The organism is Roseateles sp. P1_C6 (genome assembly GCF_056406315.1).
Window position 1 is genome coordinate 40,542 of the sequence record NZ_JBFUAK010000006.1, and the last position, 17,360, is coordinate 57,901.

General features: G+C 69.8%; 13 protein-coding genes. 7 read left to right on the forward strand and 6 right to left on the reverse strand.

Annotated elements, in window-relative coordinates:
- Positions 1 to 9 precede the first annotated feature (9 nt).
- Positions 10 to 1,341, forward strand: coding sequence for a tetratricopeptide repeat protein (locus AC1D29_RS14225; protein WP_477898394.1), 1,332 nt, complete (start codon positions 10 to 12; stop codon positions 1,339 to 1,341).
- Positions 1,338 to 2,114: a PEP-CTERM sorting domain-containing protein gene (locus AC1D29_RS14230; protein WP_477898396.1), complete on the forward strand. Its 777-nt coding sequence runs from the start codon at positions 1,338 to 1,340 to the stop codon at positions 2,112 to 2,114. Before AC1D29_RS14225 ends, AC1D29_RS14230 begins: the two co-directional genes overlap by 4 nt.
- Here AC1D29_RS14230 and AC1D29_RS14235 read toward each other — a convergent pair.
- Positions 2,067 to 3,524 carry an aminotransferase-like domain-containing protein gene (locus AC1D29_RS14235; RefSeq protein ID WP_477898398.1) on the reverse strand — a complete coding sequence of 486 codons (1,458 nt, stop codon included), beginning with the start codon at positions 3,522 to 3,524 and terminating at the stop codon, positions 2,067 to 2,069. The genes AC1D29_RS14230 and AC1D29_RS14235 overlap by 48 nt on opposite strands.
- Positions 3,525 to 3,702: 178 nt before the next feature.
- Here AC1D29_RS14235 and AC1D29_RS14240 point away from each other — a divergent pair, with 178 nt between their 5' ends.
- Positions 3,703 to 4,347, forward strand: a complete 645-nt coding sequence (locus AC1D29_RS14240; RefSeq protein WP_477898400.1) for a glutathione S-transferase family protein — start codon at positions 3,703 to 3,705, stop codon at positions 4,345 to 4,347.
- A gap of 48 nt (positions 4,348 to 4,395) precedes the next feature.
- A complete protein-coding gene (locus tag AC1D29_RS14245) occupies positions 4,396 to 5,007 on the forward strand; it encodes a LysE family translocator (protein WP_477898402.1) in 612 nt (203 codons plus the stop codon).
- Between the two features lie 96 nt (positions 5,008 to 5,103).
- Here the strand turns inward: AC1D29_RS14245 and AC1D29_RS14250 are convergent, their stop codons facing one another.
- On the reverse strand, positions 5,104 to 5,589 hold the full coding sequence (locus tag AC1D29_RS14250; RefSeq protein ID WP_477898404.1) for a cupin domain-containing protein: 486 nt from the start codon (positions 5,587 to 5,589) through the stop codon (positions 5,104 to 5,106).
- Positions 5,590 to 5,618: 29 nt separating this feature from the next.
- On the opposite strand from AC1D29_RS14250, the gene recQ reads away from it, so the two are divergent.
- Entirely contained in the window at positions 5,619 to 7,502 is a 1,884-nt protein-coding gene (gene recQ, locus AC1D29_RS14255; protein WP_477898406.1) for a DNA helicase RecQ, read from the forward strand.
- On the opposite strand, the gene AC1D29_RS14260 is transcribed toward recQ, so the two are convergent.
- On the reverse strand, positions 7,503 to 7,787 hold the full coding sequence (locus AC1D29_RS14260; protein WP_477898408.1) for a hypothetical protein: 285 nt from the start codon (positions 7,785 to 7,787) through the stop codon (positions 7,503 to 7,505).
- Between the two features lie 195 nt (positions 7,788 to 7,982).
- Between AC1D29_RS14260 and AC1D29_RS14265 the strand changes: the two genes are divergently transcribed.
- Positions 7,983 to 11,483 carry a Dyp-type peroxidase gene (locus AC1D29_RS14265; RefSeq protein WP_477898410.1) on the forward strand — a complete coding sequence of 1,167 codons (3,501 nt, stop codon included), beginning with the start codon at positions 7,983 to 7,985 and terminating at the stop codon, positions 11,481 to 11,483.
- 28 nt (positions 11,484 to 11,511) lie between these two features.
- Entirely contained in the window at positions 11,512 to 11,844 is a 333-nt protein-coding gene (locus AC1D29_RS14270; RefSeq protein WP_477898412.1) for a hypothetical protein, read from the forward strand.
- A gap of 60 nt (positions 11,845 to 11,904) precedes the next feature.
- On the opposite strand, the gene AC1D29_RS14275 is transcribed toward AC1D29_RS14270, so the two are convergent.
- The 3 genes from AC1D29_RS14275 to AC1D29_RS14285 form a co-directional block, all read right to left on the reverse strand.
- Positions 11,905 to 12,495 carry a hypothetical protein gene (locus AC1D29_RS14275; protein WP_477898414.1) on the reverse strand — a complete coding sequence of 197 codons (591 nt, stop codon included), beginning with the start codon at positions 12,493 to 12,495 and terminating at the stop codon, positions 11,905 to 11,907.
- A 93-nt stretch (positions 12,496 to 12,588) separates the two neighbouring features.
- Entirely contained in the window at positions 12,589 to 14,004 is a 1,416-nt protein-coding gene (locus tag AC1D29_RS14280) for a pectate lyase family protein (RefSeq protein ID WP_477898416.1), read from the reverse strand.
- Between the two features lie 326 nt (positions 14,005 to 14,330).
- Positions 14,331 to 17,327, reverse strand: coding sequence for an ATP-binding protein (locus AC1D29_RS14285; RefSeq protein ID WP_477898418.1), 2,997 nt, complete (start codon positions 17,325 to 17,327; stop codon positions 14,331 to 14,333).
- Between the last annotated feature and the right edge of the window lie 33 nt (positions 17,328 to 17,360).

Here is a 17,360-nt window from a genome sequence, read left to right on the forward strand (position 1 = left end):
GGAAGGCCCATGAACCTCCAGGACTCCGCCGGCCTTGTCGTCAGCGGCAGCACGCCCGCCGCGCTCGACCATCTCGAAACAGCCCTCCATCAGCTGCGCTGCTTCATCGGCGACCCGGTGGCCAGTGTCACGGCAGCGCTCGAGGCCAGCCCCGAGATGGCGATGGGCCATCTGCTGCACGCCTACCTGCACTTGCTCGGGACGGAACCCGCGGGCATCGGCGTGGCGCGCGAGTCGCACCGACGCGCACTGGCGCTGCCGATGAGCGACCGCGAGCAGGGCCACCTGGCCGCGGTGGGCCACCTGGTGCGCGGGCGCTGGGCAGACGCCGGGCGCGCGCTGGAAGACCTCAGCATCGACCACCCGCTGGACGCGCTGGCACTCCAGGCGGGCCACCAGATCGACTTCTTTCGCGGCGACTCGCGCATGCTGCACGACCGCATCGCCCGCGCGCTGCCGCACTGGGGCAGCGGCACGACCGGGTTCCATGCCGTGCTCGGCATGATGGCCTTCGGGCTTGAGGAGACCGGGCGCTTCGATCGCGCCGAAGCGCTGGGCCGCCGCTGCGTGGAGATCCAGCCGCTCGACGGCTGGGGCCAGCATGCCGTGGCCCATGTGCTGGAAATGCAGGGACGGCGGACGGAAGGCATCGAATGGATGCGTGGCAACGTCTCAGCCTGGGGCCAGAACAGCTTCTTTGCCGTGCACAACTGGTGGCACCTGGCGCTGTACTACCTCGATCTGGACCAGATTGACGAAGTGCTGGCGCTGGTTGACGGTCCCATCTGCGGCGCTGCGTCCGGCGTGGTGCTGGACATGGTCGACGCCTCGTCGCTGCTGTGGCGCCTGCACCTGCGCGGCATTGATGTCGGCGACCGCTGGCGGGCGCTGGCCGACCGCTGGGTGCCGCTGTCCACTGCAGCGAACTACGCCTTCAACGACATGCACGCGATGATGGCCTTCGCCGCCGCCGGACGCACGGCGAACGCTCACGCGCTGCTCGGCGCCCAGAACGGCGCCACCGAACGCGATGACGACAACGCCGGGTTCACGTTCGAGGTAGGCCAGAACGCAACGCGTGCGATCAAGGCATTCGGTGACGGCCGCTATGAGCAGGCCGTCCAGCTGCTGAGGCCGGTGCGTCACGTGGCGCACCGCCTTGGCGGCAGCCACGCGCAGCGTGACGTGATCGAACAAACCCTGATCGAGGCGGCTCGGCGTGCCGGCATGACCCGGCTGTTCGACGCGCTGGGGCATGAACGCGCCAGCGCCAAGCAATTCCCGGCACGTGGCGTGGCATCGCCTGCGAGCCATTTGAACTTCATGGGAGAGCAGGCATGATGACCGAAAGCTGTTCAGCCACTGACCTCTTGAAGCGGGTCGCGATCAGACGCCTGAGGTCCTGGGCAAAGCGCTTGCTGCGTCCGCGCTGCGTTGCCTTGGCGACCGCGATGCTCTCGCTGCCTCTCGCCGCCCACGCCCATCCCGTGACGTACGACTTCGCGTGGACCGGCAACGGCGGCTACGCCATGGCGGGCTACTTCAGCTTTGATTCGGCCGATGCTGCCGATGGTGCCGTTCGAGATGGTGAAGTTGCCAACCTGTTCTTCGAGGGCTTCGTGACCGGGACATCCTTCGAGTCGAACGCGACGGCGCCCTCGGAGGCTGCCTTCAACTTCAACTTCGATGCCGCGACAGGGCAGTTCTTCCTTGGCGGGCGCAACGACTCTGACAACGGTCAGGATTGGAGTGGGAATGGCGGGGGCCTCGGCTTTGGCACCGGGCTGGCGGGCTCCTATGTTTCTCTTGGCGGAATCGCCCTGGGTTCAGTCCTCAACCCAGTTCCGCTGGTGGCCACCCTCAGGACACCCACGATGGATGTCCCTGAACCCGCCACCTTGGCCATGGTCACCTTGAGCCTGGGCGTTCTCGGCCTGCAGTCCACTCGCCGTCGACGGGTTCCCGGTGCCGGTCGGAAGGGCGCCCTTCCAGGATGGAGTTCAGCACAGCAGATTTCCCCTTTGGGTCGTTGCCTGTGTTTGCCGTTCGGCACGCGCAGAGCGACCTCAACGGTGGTACGCCTGTCGACCCTGTACCGTCGCGAGCATCCCTAGGCGCTGAAGCGCCCGCCGGTGCGTCTCGTCCCAATCACCGCCGAGGCCCAGCCGCAGGCAATGGCGGAAGTGGTCGGTGGCGCTGAACATGGTGCCGGGCGAGACGACGATGCCCTCTGCCAGAACCGCTTGGTGGAGCGCGAGCGCGTCGGTGCCAAGCGGCAGCTCCACCCACAGGATCAGACCGCCGGCAGGATTGGTCACGCGCGTGCCGGGCGGGAAATGGCGGGCAATGAGCCGGCGGGCCTCGTCGACACGGGTGGCAAGCGCGTCGCGAAGCCGGCGTCGGCCAGCCTCGGCGCCGGGCTGGGTAAGCAGATCCGCCAGCGCTTGTTCGAGCACGGCGGACTGGCTGCCGCTGGTGGCTTGCTTGAGTCGCGCGACCTGTGCGCTCCAGCGGCCGGCGTCCACCCAGCCCAGACGCAACCCGGGCGCGACGGTCTTGGAGAAAGAGCCGCAGAGCATGACGTGGCCGGTGGGATCGAAGCCGCGCACGGCCCGGCGGTGCTCGTCGCTCGCGGCCAGGGCGTTGCACAACACGTCTTCGATGAGCGGTATGCGGCGCTCGGCCACGATCTGTGCCAGTCGCCGGCGCTCGGCGAGCGGCATGCAGGCGCCTATCGGATTGGACAGCGTGGGCACGGCCAGAACGGCCTTCACGGGCTGGGTGTCGAAGGCGAGCTGCAGCGCGTCGACGGACAGCCCGGTGCGCGGGTGGGTGGGGATCTCCAGCGCGCGAAGGTGCAGGCTCTCCAGGATGACGAGGAAGCTGAACAGCGTCGGCGATTCCAGCGCCACAACGTCACCCGGCCGGGTCACCGAACGCAGGCACAGCGCAATGGACTCCAGGCAACTGTTCGTGACCACGATGTCGCGCGCGTCGAGCTGGCAGCTCAAGTACAGCCCATGACGGGCAATGGCGCGGCGCAGGCCTTCGTCGCCCGGACCGATGGCATAGCGCGTCAGCGACGCGCCATGGCGCTGTGCGGCGCGGGCCACTGCCCGGCGCAGGCGTTCCTGCGAGAACAGTTCTGGGCTGGGGCAAGCGGCTCCGAAGGAGATGTAGCTCGGATCGTGCGCGAGCTGCATGACGCGTTCGGCCAAAGAGCTGACGTCCACGGCCAGCGAACTGGCTGGCGGGTTGGAAGCATCGGGTTCGGGCAAGCCGGGCGGTGGTGCCGTGACGAAGTAGCCCGAGCGCGGCCGGGCTTCGATGAGGCGTGAATCCTCCAGCAGCCGGTAGGCCTGCACCACGGTGCCCAGCGACACGCCGTGGCGGCGCGACAGCTCCCTCACCGAGGGGATGCGCTCACCACGCGCCAACGTGCCGTTGCGGATGGGCGCGGCGATGCTGTCTGCGATCCGAAGGTACAACGTCGCGGGCTCCGCTGACTCTGGCAGGGCTGACATGGGGGCATTTTGTCCCTGTGCTGTGCGGCCTGACTGGAACAGACGACCACCTATGCGGCTGGTACAGCTGCGGCGGGGTGCGATCTGTGCTGGCCGAACTGATCTGACTCTGTGGCTCTGCGGCATGCGCCGGTGAACCTATCGTGAGCTCCGAGTTGAATCACTGAAAAGGCCCCCCATGCTCACGCTCTACGGATTTGCCAAAGTCAACGCCGGTGCGCGCACCCACACCCGCGACCTGCGCGTGCTCTGGGCACTGGAAGAGATGCAGTTGCCCTTCGAGATTGCCGGCATGGACCATCCGGCACACGACCTGAACACCGAGGCCTACCGCCGGCTCAGTCCTTTCGAGCAAATCCCGGCGATCGACGACGACGGGATCGTGGTCTCCGAATCGGCCGCCATCCTCATTCACCTGGCGAAAAAGACTGGCCAACTCATGCCGGCAGATTTCGCTGGCGAGACGCAGGTGTCGCGCTGGTGCTTTGCCGCGCTGAGCACGGTGGAACTGCCCTTGATGGCGCTGATGGTCCATGACTGGACTGCCGACGGCGGCTGCGCCAAGCCCCGCGAGTTCTTGGTGGGTTGGGTGAATCGCGTGCTGGGCAACCTGGAACGCTGGCTGACCGGGCGCGAGTTCGTCGCGACGGACAGCTTCACGGTGGCGGACATTCTGATGGCCCATGTGCTTTCAGCGGGTGTCAAGGACGAGACCCTGATCGCGCCCTACTCCAGCGTTATGGCCTACCGCGACCGGTGCCTGGCCCGGCCGGCGTGGAAGCGTGCCTTCGATGCCTATTGCGCGAGGGTTGAGGCGGCCTGATGGCATGCGCCCTTCTTATGGCCCAGCATTGCGCGGAACCGCACCATCGTGGACTTGAATACCTGGCTCCTCTACCTTGCCGCCATCGTCGGTCTGTCGCTGTCACCCGGCCCTAACGGCCTGCTGGCGCTGACGCATGGCGCAGTGCACGGATGGCGCAAGGCCGCGTTCACAGTCATGGGCGGCACCATCGGCTTTGTTGCTGTCATCGCGCTGGCGATGTTCGGCATCGGCGCGCTGCTGCATGCGTCGGCCATCGCGCTGACCGTCATGAAGTGGGTCGGCGGCGCCTATCTGGTGTGGTTGGGCATCCAGGTGTGGCGATCACCGCCGGTGGGCATCCATGCTGCGGACGCCGCGAAGGCGACCACCGCCGGTGCCATGCTTCTGCAGGGGCTGCTGTCCGCCGTGACCAACCCCAAGGTGCTGTTGTTCTTCAGCGCCTTTCTGCCCGGCTTCATTGACCCGGCACGCCCGCTCTCCACCCAGTTCCTTGTCATCGCTGGCACCTTCGCCGCCGTCGAGTTCGCCACCGAGATGTTGATCGCCGGCATGGCTCAGCACATCAACGAACGGCTGGCTCGGGTGGGGCGAGGTTTCAACCGCGTGTGCGGCGCGACCATGGCGACCATCGGGGTGCTGTTGCCGCTGAGAGCCTAGGTGTGACGCTCACTACTCGTCACCGCCCAGAAGTTGTTGTGTAGGGGAGCGCCCGCTTTCAGCTCCATGTGCGAGTCGGCGGGCCTGGCGCAGCCGTCACGGCTCGCCGTCCCAATAGTCCAGCGCCGCCTCGCGCCGCTGCAGCAGGCGCAGCTCCGTCGAGAACACGCCGACCTTGCCCGAGTCCGGGTACTCGCAGACCTCGGGCTTTTCCATCGTGCTGATGCTGAGGTAGTGCAGGGGCGCGTCCGACGTGTTGATGATGTGGTGCGGGTACTCCGGCCCCGGCGGGATGGTGATGACGTCGCCGGCCGCGATGGGCAGGCGCTCGCCGGCGACGCGCAGCGTGCCCTCGCCCTGCAGCACGATGAACATCTCTTCCTCCGCATGGTGGAGGTGGTAGGGGCAGCTCATCTGACCGGGCGCGACGATGTCGAAGCTGGCGCCCAGCCGCTTCGCCGCGGTGCCCTGGGTCATGCTGGCGGTCTCGGTGTCGTAGAGCGGCGCTCGCACGAAGCGCTCGCGCGGGGCGTCGTTGAAATTGCGGATCAGCCGCTCACGCAGCTCGGCGGGTGTGGGCATGGAGAAGCTCCTGGGACAATGGCGGCTGAATGAATCCGCCCCTGCATCTTCCCCAAGCCTCCGACGACCTGCAATCCGCAGCCCACCAGGTCCTGTCAGCAGTTTTCGGCTACACCGCCTTCCGCGGCCAGCAGGCCGACATCGTCCAGGAAGTGGCCGCCGGCGGCGACGCGCTGGTGCTGATGCCCACGGGCGGCGGCAAAAGCCTGTGCTACCAGGTGCCGGCCATCGTGCGGCACACGCGCCAGCAGGGCGTGGCCATCGTCGTCAGCCCGTTGATCGCGCTGATGCACGACCAGGTCGGCGCGCTGGAGGAGGCCGGCGTGCACGCGGCGTTCCTGAACAGCAGCCAGACCGGCGAGGAGGCCAGCCGCATCGAGCGCGAGATGATGAGCGGGCGTCTCACGCTCTTGTACGCCGCGCCCGAGCGGCTGACGACGCCGCGCTTCCTGGCCCAGCTGACCTCGCTGCACGAGCGTGGCCTCTTGTCGATGTTCGCCATCGACGAGGCGCATTGCGTCAGCCAGTGGGGGCACGACTTCCGCTCGGAGTACCTGCAGCTCAGCCTGCTGCACGAACGCTTCCCCGATGTGCCGCGCATCGCGCTGACCGCCACGGCCGACGACCTGACGCGGGCCGACATCATCCAGCGGCTGCAGCTGCAGGACGCGCGCGTCTTCATCAGCAGCTTCGACCGGCCCAACATCCGCTACCTGATCGCCGAGAAGAGCGCCTCGCCGCGCGACCAGCTGCTGCGTTTCATCAACGACGAGCACGAGGGCGAGGCCGGCATCGTCTACTGCCAGAGCCGCAAGAAGGTCGATGAGACGGCGGTGTGGCTGGAGAGCGAGGGCATCAAGGCCCTGCCGTACCACGCCGGCCTGGACGCTGACGTGCGCCGCCGCCACCAGGACCGCTTCCTGCGCGAGGAGGGTCTGGTCATGGTGGCCACCATCGCCTTCGGCATGGGCATCGACAAGCCCGATGTGCGCTTCGTGGCCCACCTGGACCTGCCCAAGAACATCGAGAGCTACTACCAGGAGACCGGCCGCGCGGGCCGTGACGGCGCGCCGGCCGAGGCGTGGATGACCTACGGCCTGGCCGACGTCGTCAACCAGCGCCGCATGATCGACGACAGCCCGGCGGACGAGGTCTTCAAGCAAGGCCAGCGCGGCAAGCTGGATGCGCTGCTGGCGCTGGCCGAGGCGACGGACTGCCGGCGCGTGCGGCTGCTGAACTACTTCGGCGAAGACGCGAAGCCGTGCGGCAACTGCGACAACTGCCTGAACCCGCCGCAGACCTGGGACGGCACCGAGGCGGCCAGGAAGCTGTTGAGCTGCATCTACCGCTTCCACCAGCGCGGCGAGCGCTTTGGCGCCGGCCACCTGATCGACGTGCTGCGCGGCAAGGCGACGGACAAGACAAGGCAGTATGGCCATGAGCAGCTGTCGACCTGGGCCTGCGGGTCGGATCTGTCCGAACAGCAGTGGCGTGCGGTGCTGCGCCAGCTGATCTCGCTGGGCCACGTGGCGGCCGAGGGCGAGTTCAACACGCTGGCGCTGCAGGACAGCGCGCGGGCGGTGCTCAAGGGCGAGGTGGAGTTGCGGCTGCGCGAGGCGGAGGAGAAGAAGCCGCGCGGCAAGTCCTCACGCGCGGGCGCCAAGCCCAAGACCGATCCGGCGCTGGGCCTGGATGCCGAGGGGCATGAGCGTTTCGAGGCGCTGAAGGCCTGGCGCTCCGAGGTGGCCAAGGAGCACGGCCTGCCGGCTTACGTCATCTTCCAGAACACGACGCTGGCCGAAATGGCGCGCGTCGTGCCGGGGGATCTGGTCGAACTGGGAGAGATCAGCGGCGTGGGGGCGAAGAAGCTCGAGGCCTACGGCCGCGAGATCCTGAGAGTCCTGGGACGCTGATCAGCAGACGGCCGGCGCGACACAGGCGCTGGCGACCTGGGCGCCGTCGGCCGTCGCGTCGCGGCGGCCCACGACGACGACGCGCGGCAGCTGCTGCACCTCGGCCGTCGTGTCGGTGCGCGTGCCTTCGATGACGACGCGCTCCAGCTGGATGACGGTGGGGCCGTCGTCCGGCGTGGCGATGGTCATCCAGGCCGCGCCGGTCAGGGCGGTCATGGCGACGAGGACGGCGGCGCTGACGGCTTGCAGGCGGCTGCGGGCGGTGGTGGTGCTGATGCGGTTCATGTGTGCTCTCCCGGTTCGATGGACGTGAATGTGCCGGGGGAGGGCTTGATAGTCCTAGGGTTTGCGATAGGTTGCGTGTTTTGCGGCGTGAGTTGCAGTTGCGGCCGATGAGCCCTAATCAAACTTGTGGGCAAAGCGGGCCGCGCGCGTCACGGCGCGCCGCCATACTGCTGCCCGCAATCTAGGGGGAGAACAATGGCACGCGGCAACGACGTCCAACTCGGCGGCATCACCGACCTGAACCTGCTGGCGGACATCAAGCCCGGGTTCGTCGATGCGCTGGAAGTGGTCACCTATGTGGACCGGCTGCGCAAGGTGCTGCGCACGCTCAACGGCCTGCGGCTGGGGTCGCGCGAGTCGAGCGCGCCGGCCTCGCCCTATTCCGACATCGTCGCGCGCTGGCGCATCGTCCACTCCTTCCGCTGGACGGTCATCGACGGCACGAACGGCGCACCCGACCGGCTGCTGCTCAGCGTCAACTTCGACGGCGGCTGGGAACCCTACATGCGGGTCATCTGGGACCAGCTGGGCTCCACGCTGGACCTGATGCTGTGCCACACCGAGGGCTATACGCTGTCCTGCGAGAGCAGCTTCGACACCTATGCACGCTGGGTGCGCGAGCGCGAGGTGTCGGCGGACTTCCTGTTCATCGAGTCCGGCCGCACGGTCGGCGACGCGGAGTACCTGGCCCGGCTGGAAGCCGCCCAGCGCGGCGCCCCCGACGAGCTGGCCGCGGGTCGGCTGCGCGCGCCGTCCTCCGGCCAGACGCCGCCACTGCCCACCGACCCGGCCGAGCGCTTCGCGATGGCGGCGCGCGGCCTGGTGCCGCTGGCGGGGATGTTCACGCTGCAGCGCTTCTTCGGCGCCGGCGCGCCGGACGGCGCCTGCCTGCTGCGCGCCACGCAGGACGTGCTGTTCGAGCTGGCGCAGCTGGACACCAAGGCGCAGTTCCCGCTCGGCGCCGGCAACTCGCCGGGCGAGCTGCTGCGCCGCCGTCACCACGAGATGCTGGCCTGGTTCGAGACCGTGCTGCATCTGCCCGCGCCGACGCCGCGCCCCCTGTCGCTGGATTCCAGCGACCTGCAGGCCGGCATGCTGACCAAGCTGCCCGCCAACCGCGGTGCGCTGGTGCTGTTGCGCATCGCCCAGCCCGCCCAGGCGCTGGCCTGGCTGTCCACCGCGCCCGTGCCGCACGAGGGCGAGGCGCCGGCCGACGGCGTCTGGCGCCAGATCGCGCTGAGCCTGGCCGGCCTGCGTGCCCTGGGCCTGCCGGCGGCGCGGCTGGAGCGCTTCCCGCAGGCTTTCAAGGAAGGCATGGCCGCGCGCGCCGGCCTGCTGGGCGATGTGCGCCACAACCACCCGGCGCATTGGGCGCTGGCACCGCACGTCAACGGCCGCGACCGGCTGGACCCGGCCAACGCCCATGTGCTGGTGCAGGTGCGCTTCGTCAGCCGCGCCAAGGGCGAGGACGTCACCGAGGACGACCGCCGCCGCCTGGACGCCGCTGCGCAGGCGCTGACGCAGGGCACGGGCCTGGCGCTGATGGCCATCGAGCCGCTGCGCAGCAACGCCAAGGACAGCGAGAACTTCGGCTTCAAGGACGGCATCAGCCAGCCCGGCCTGCAGCCCAGCGGCGGACAGCTGTGGGACGACCAGGTGCCCACCGGCGAGATCCTGCAGGGCTTCACGACGCTGCGCGACAAGGGCCATGTCGTGCCCGAGCAGCCCGACGCGCTGCTGGACCGCGGCAGCTTCCTCGTGGTCCGCAAGCTGCGCCAGTACGTCGGCCGGCTGGACAGCCGCCTGGCGGCCGAGGCCAAGCGGCTGCGCCTGCCCAAGGAGCTGCTGATGGCCAAGCTGATGGGCCGCTGGCGCGACGGCCGCCCGCTCGCGGACGAGGCCGCCGTGAACGACTTCAACTACGAAAAGGACGGCGACGGCGCGCGCTGCCCCTTCCACGCCCACATCCGCCGCGCCAACCCGCGCGACATCGCCGCCAACTCCGCGCTGACCCGGCGCATGCCCAGGATCCTGCGCCGCGGCATGAGCTACGGCCCGCCGGCCCATGCCACCAAGCCGGTGGACGATGCCGACCGCGGCCTCATCTTCATGGCCTACAACGCCCACCTGGCCGAGCAGTTCGAGGTCGTGCAGCGCTGGATGGCGGGCGGCAACGCGAGCGGCGGCTACTCCGCGCAGAGCGACCCCATGCTAGGCGTGGTGGACCCGAGCGGGGGGCCCCGCGTCTACCCGTTTGAGCACAAGGGCAAGGCACACGAGATCCACCTCGGCAACCAGCCCTTCATCACGCTGCAGTGGGGCGCCTACTTCTTCGTGCCGTCCATCCCGGCGCTGAAGGCCCTGCCGGGGCTGGCCGAGCTGCCTCTGCCATTGCCCGCCCCCACGCCCGTGCCGGCGCGCGCGCCCGACCCGCAGGACTTCGCCGCCTGGCAGCGCTGGCTGGAAGACACCAACAGCCGCGACGCCGCCTGGGCCTGGGTGCGCGCCCAGCCCGGCGGCGTGGTCGACACGGCCTATGGCGTGCTGGTCGGTGCCGCCGACCGCGTGCAGGAGGTGCTGCGCAACCAGCCCGCGCGCTATTCCGTGAAGGGCTATGGCGAGCGCATGCGCGACTCCATCGGCGAGGGCTTCCTCGGCATGGACGACGACAACGGCCACAAGGAGCAGGCGCCGCTGGTCAACACGGTGCTGGAAAGCATCAGCGAGGCGCAGGCCTTTGCGGCGGCCTACCAGGTCGCACAGGGCGGCCTCGCACAGCTCAAGCTCGAGGCGCAGGGCTTGCTGGCCGCCTTCCCGCCCGGGCAGCGGCCCGACGGCATCCCGGCCGACACGCCGCTGGACCTCGAGCGGCTCAGCGAAGGCGTGATGGCCAAGCTGTGCAATGTCTGGTTCGGCCAGCCGGATGGCGCCGCCGTGTGGGGGACCGAACTGCACCCGCCCGGCCAGCCGGCGGCGCCGCGCTGCCCGCGCGAGCTGTTCCGCGTGTCGCGCTACGTGTTCGGCCCGCATCCCAGCCCGGCCGTCTGCCAGGCCGGGCGCGATGCGGGCCAGGGCTTGCTCGCCGCGATCACGACGTGGCTGTCCCGCACGCCGGCCGAGCAGCTGCCGCCGCTGACGCAGAAGATCGTCGCCATCGCCGCGGCCGTGCCCGGTGCGCCGGCCGACCTGCCCGCGCGCACGCTGGCCGGCGTCATGCTGGGCTTCCCGCCGACGACGCACGGCAACCTCGTCACCGCGCTGGCCGCCTGGGTGCAGACGCGCAAGCTGTGGGAGCTGCAGCCCATCTGGCACGAGGTGCCTGACACCGCGACACCCGCGCAGCGCCATGCCGAGGCCGTCGCCCGCCTGCGCCCGACGCTGATCGCCACGTTGAACCAGCGCCCCACGCCCTTCCAGATCTGGCGCCGCGCGCTGAGCGACCACCGCCTGGGCGGCGTGGACATCGCCGCCGGCCGCCAACTGGTCGTGGGCCTGGGCTCCGCCACGCAGCAGGACCCGCTGCGCCACCACATCTTCTTCGGCGGCGACCGCGCCGACCCGGCCGGCCCGCCGCCGCACGCCTGCCCCGGCTATGCGATGGGCATGGGCGTCATGCTGGGCGTCATCGCGGCGGTGCTGGATGCCGGCGTCATGCGCTTCACGGGAGCGCCGACGGTGGTGGCGATGGGGATCTGAACGCGTTCGCGATCTGACGAGGCAGCGCATGCACGACGCCGTAGAACAGGGGGATTGGCTTGCCGGTTTGCCTTGCGAGCGCAAGCTGCTTTTCCTGAGCGCGCTGGCACATCAATTGACGGTTGTCGGACGCTACAGCTATCGCCCGCGGACGGAAGAGCTGGACAGGCCCTGGCAATTGCGTTCGATCAACGAAGTGCAGCACCGAGTTCTCGCCTGTCTCGTCCAAATTCAGAAGGGCAACGCGCCACCAGGCTTTCAGGAATCGATTGCCGCGCTGACGTTGAATCACCAGGACGCAGAGCTGCGCGAGCTGATGCGACAGGCGTGGCATTGGGCCAAGACGCTGGCGCCCGAATGACGGCATTGGCACCGCCCCCGACTCTCGTGGTTTCAGCAGGCGCGCAAGCGCGTCGCGCCATCAGGCCAGCACGTCGTAGAGCCGGTAGATCCACGACGCCTGGTAGACCAGGCTGGCGCTGACGAACAGCGCGTGAAAGCGCGGGTTCGTCGTCGACGCCGCGACGGCGCACAGCAGCAGCACCAGCGCCGTGTGCAGCCCGTATTCCGGACCCTGCGCGCGCAGGTGGGGCAGGCCCTTGAGCGAGGTGTCGATGACGTCCAGCACCACCACCAGCGCCAGGATGCCGAAGAACCAGCGGCGCCGCGACATGAAGTAGTCGCTGTAGCCCTTGTATTCGGCGATGTCGTCCGGGAACAGCATCGCGCACAGCAGATACAGCGTGGCGCTGTACGCGATGAGGAACGCGAACTGCCCGAAGTGCCACGGGCCGATGCGGCTCAGTGCGAATTCCCACCACCAGAAGTGGATCAGCATGACCAGCGCGTGGATGGCCCACAGCATGTGGATCCAGTACACCTTGAGCCGGCCCGGGTGCTGCACGAAGCGCGCGAAGCCCGACAGCAGCCTGGCGATGGCCAGGCTGACCACCATGCCCAGCACCATGCGCATATGGATGAACTGGTTGGGATCGATGGTGGACGGATCCATGGGCCTCCTCGCGTGCACCATCTTCTCAGGCAACGCTGCGGCCGTACAAGCCCGGGCCCGCTTTGCGCAGGCCCGGGCGTTGCGCTCAGGGCGTCAGCAGCTGACCTTCGCGAGCCCCGTGCCGGCACCAGCCGCCGCCGACAGCTTCTGCTTCACGCAGGACGGTGCCTGCAGCGCGTAGCTGTAGGGGATGCCCAGCGGGAAGGTGGCGGTGCTGGCCCAGTCCGTCGCGTCGCGCGATGGCGACGAGCCGCTGGCCACCCAGGTGATGCCGTAGGTGGCGAAGTCGGCCGGGCTGGTGATGTTGTTGCCGCGCAGCTGCCAGAAGCCGATGGACGAGCTGTCGCGCGAGGTCACCGGGTTCTGCGCGTTCTCGAACCAGTTGCCCTCGATCAGCGAGTAGCCGCCCATGCGGATGTTGGCGCCGGAGGTCTTCACGCCGCTGTACAGGTTGTTGTACAGGTGCGTGTAGCCGGCGCGCTGCAGCGGCAGACGCGAGTTCACGTCCTTGTAGTAGTTGTGGTGGAAGGTGATGAAGCGGTCGCTGGCGTCGCTGTCGCTGGAGCCGATCAGGCCGACCTTCTGGTGGTCGTGGATGTGGTTGTACGAATAGGTGATGTGGTGGGCGCCGGCCTTGCTGTCGATGAGGCCGTCGAACTCCAGGTCGCCCGCGCCGCTGCACTCCTTCAGGCTGCTGAACAAGGTGTTGTGATCCACCCAGATGTAGCCCGGGATGCCGCCGCTCTGGCCTTCGATGCCGATGGCGTCGATGGAGCCGGGCAGCAGGCCGATGGTCATGTTGCGGATGATGATGTTCTGCGCCGCGGCCTTGATGGCCAGGCCGAAGTTGGCCGACGAGCCGTTGGCGCCTTCGATGGTCACGTTGTTCTTGTTCTTGATCTCGACGACGGTGCCGGCGGGCTTCTGCCATTGCGCGCAGGAGTCGGTGATGGCGCCGAAGTCGAACGTGCCCGTGTAGCGCAGCACCAGGCCGGAGCTGCCGTCATAGGCGTTCAGGGCCGCCTGCATCTGCGCAGCCGTGCTGACCGTCACCGCCGTCTTGGTTCCGCCGCCGGTCACCGTGCCGCCATAGCCGCCGCTGTGGCCGGCCGGGGCGGGCGCGGGGGCTGGTGTCGGCGTGGGTGCCGGGGCTGGCGTGGGAGTCGGTGCGGGAGCCGGCGTGGGTGTGGGTGCAGGCGCCGGGCTGCCCACCGGGCCGACGGCGCACTTCTTCGTGATGCCCGGGTTGGGGTCGGAGCCGAAGGTGGCCACCGTGCATGCGATGTTGCCGCTGAGGTTCTTGATGACCCACTTGTCCTTGATGCCGAAGGACACGGGGCGGGTGCTGGTGCCGGCCTTGCAGGTCTCGCCCTCGTCGGCGCATTTCGAATAGCCCGAGGGCCAGTCCACCGCGTGCGCGGCCGAGGCGGCCAGCAGCAGCGACAGCGCGGCGCCCGCGGGGCGGATCGCCGGCAGCGGCGGCGGGGTCATCTTCTTCAAGATCGTCATGGGAATGTCTCCTGATGTTGTGGCGACGCGGGGTCCTTCCGTGGGGCGCGCAGCCGGCCTCCGCGGCGGGCTGGCGCGCGCCGAAGCAAGAGGCTTGTCGTGTGGGGAGAAAGGAACCAGTGCCGACGTCAGGTCGCTACCGGTCGATCCGCGCGCCAGGGCGCGGCGACGTCAGGTCGGTGCGGCATCGCCGCGCATCGCAAGGCAACTATGAAACAGCGTTCTGTTTTTATGGATACGTGGTTTCACGAAGCTGCGGGCGGCGACTTCAAAGCCGTAACTTCCGTTGCCGACCTGTTGCGGTGCATGCCCGCAGTGGGGCGGGTTCAGCTATCGCCCAGGCGCTGTGCGCGCTTCAGGAAGCCCGTCATGCCCATGCGCTGGAACTCGTCCAGTGACCGCACCAGTGCCGCCTGCCAGCCGCCGTCCAGCTTCAGCTCCGCTTCCAACAGCGCCGTGACGGCCGCCTCGTGGTCGGAGTTGCGCTGCTCGCCGGCCCCGCGCGCCAGCGCCAGGTAGCGCCGGGCGCGGTCCGTGTCGCCCACCCGCGCCGCCAGCCGCGCCGCCGCGCGGTAGGCCATCGCGCCGCCAATCCAGTCGTGCTGGCGGCCGCGCTTGAGTGCCAGCGCGACGTGGTGCCGCGCGGCGCCAGCATCGCCCTGCGTGGACAGGATGTCGGCCAGCCAGCCATGGTTGAAGCTGCTGTACAGGCCGCCGCCGCGCGGTGCCAGCCAGGCCGTGGCGTCGAGGATGTGCTGGCGCGCGACCGGGTCCGCGGCCTGCATCCACGCGCCGTAGGCACCGGCGGCATGGCCCATCGCGCAGGTGAACATGCTGCGCACCTGGGCGCCGACGCGGTGGGCCACGGCCGCGGACGCGCGCGCCTCGGCCCAGCGGCCCTGCCACAGGAAGACGGCGGCGCGCCAGCCCTGGATGCTGGCCTCGACGGCGTGGCCGCTGCCGTCAAAGGGCGCCAGCGCGTCGGCGAACACCTCGTGCGCCTGCGCGAACAAGCCCTGGTCGCCCAGCACATAGGCGCGGCAGCACAGTGAGTAGGACAGGCCGATCTGGTTGGCCGGGCTCTTGCTGGCGCGCTGGCGCTGCCGGGCGATGGCCAGGTCCAGCATCGGCATGGCCTCGGCATAGTCGGCCGCGGCGGCCTGCAGCTGGCCCACGGTGCCGGGCAGCTGGGCCAGCAGCGCGTTGTCGCCGCAGCGCTGCGCGGTGTCGACGGCGGCGCGCGCGTGGGCCAGACTGTCGCGCGTCTCGCCCAGCGCATAGCCCACGTAGGCCAGCCAATACTCGGTGCGGGCGATCAGGCCCAGGTCGCCGTCTTCCTGGGCCAGCGCGGCGGCATGCCTGAGCACGCGCAAGTCGTCTTGCGAGGCGTCGAACACGCAGGCCATGCCCAGGCGCTGCGCGATGCCGACCCAGCGGCGGCGGCGCGCGCGGCCTTCGTCGTCGCCATCGGGCAGGAACTCCAGCGCGGCCAGCGCGGCGCGGAACTGTTTCTTCGCGCGGTCCAGCGCCGATGCGGCCAGCGCCTGGTCGCCGGCGGCCTCGGCGTGGCGGGCGGCGGCGGGCCAGTCGTTGGCGGCGGCGTCGTGATAGGCGAGCTGCTCGTGCAGCTGGTCCTCGGCACCGCCGCGCGCGCTCAGCGCGACGCTGATGTGGCGGTGCAGCGTCTGGCGCTCGTGCAGGCCGGTGGCTTCGTAGACGACGTCGCGCGTGATGCCGTGCTTGAAGCGCAGGTGGCCAGGGCGCTGGTCCGGGAAGATGAAGTCCTGCGCGGCGAGCGCCTGCACGGCCGGGTGCTGCTCGCCATAGCCCGACAACACCTCCAGCAGCCACACCGGGATGACGTTGCCGATGACGGCGGCCACGCGCACCAGCTGGGCCTGCTCGGGCGGCAGGCGGCCCACGCGTGATTCGACCAGCGCCGCCAGCCAGGCCGAGCTGCTCTGGCCCTCGACCAGGCCGCCGCCGCTGTCGGCCGCGGCGTGGCACAGCTCCTCGATGAACAGCGGGTTGCCGCCGGCGTGGCGCTGCACCTCGGAGGCGATGAAGGGGTCGATCTGCGGCAGCAGTTGCTGCACGGCGCGGGCGGCCTCCAACTCGGTCAGCGGCGGCAGCTCGATGAGCTGGGCGGGGTCGTCGTTGGCGCCGGGCAGCGTGGTGGGCTGGGGCCGGCTGGCGCTGAGCAGCAGCAGCGGCAGGCCCTCGCGCTCCGCAGCGCTGCGCAGCCGGTGCAGCAGGCGCAGCGAGGCGTCGTCGGCCCATTGCAGGTCGTCGATGAAGACCAGCTGCGGCGTGCGCCGCGCCAGCGCCAGCAGCAGCGTCAGCAGCGCATCGGCGCGCTGGGCCGCCGTGCTGTGCTGGGCGGCGAACAGTTCGGGCGGCGCGTCCTGCATCTGGCCCAGGCCGTCCATCGCACGCAGCATCTGCAGGAAGGGCTGCAGCGGCTCGGCGCTCAGGTAGCTCTCGCAGTAGCCGCGGTGGATGCGGCAGGCCTGGTCCGCCGCGCGGCGCAGGAACTCCTCGGTCAGCCGCGTCTTGCCCACGCCCGCGCCGGCGCGCAGGCCCAGCCACAGCGTGTGGCCGGCCAGCGCGTGGGCCAGGCCGGCTTCCAGCGTCGCCAGCTCGGCACCGCGGCCGACGAAGGGTGCCAGGCCGCGGCGCATGCTGGCCTCGAAACGCCGGCCGATGGCGGCACGGCCCAGCACGCGGTAGGCGGCCAGCGGCGTCGCGCGGCCGCGCAGTTGCAGGCTGAAGCGCGGGCCGGTCTCGAAGAACTGGCTCTGCAGGCCCAGGCTCTCGTCGCTGGCGATGATCTCGTCCGCCTTGGCGGCCTCGGACAGGCGGGCCGCGATGTTGGGCGCATTGCCCAGCAGCTCGAAGCGGCCGCGCATCTGGTCGCCCTCGTTGACGAGCACGACGCCGGCGTGGATGCCGCTGTGCAGCGTCAGGCCCTTGAAGCCGGACCTGTCGGCCGGGCGCGGGCCGGGCGGCATCAGGCCGCGCACGGCGGCGTGCAGTTCGAGCGCCGCCTCGGTGGCGCGGCGGCCGTCGTCCTCGCGCACCTCGGGGTGGCCGAACACGGCCAGCATGCCGTCGCCCTGGATGCGCGCGATGACGCCGCCATGGTGGGGCACGATGCGTTCGTAGAGGGCGCGCAGGCCGGCCAGCATGGCCGCGTAGTGCTCGGCCTCCATCCACTCCGCCATCGCCGTGGAGGCGCTCAGGTCGACGAAGAGCAGCGTCAGCAGCCGGCGCTGGCCGACGGCGCTGGGGCTGGCGGCAAAGGGAGCGGGGGACTCGGTCACAACGCCGGGCATCCTAGCCGTTGCATTCCTGTT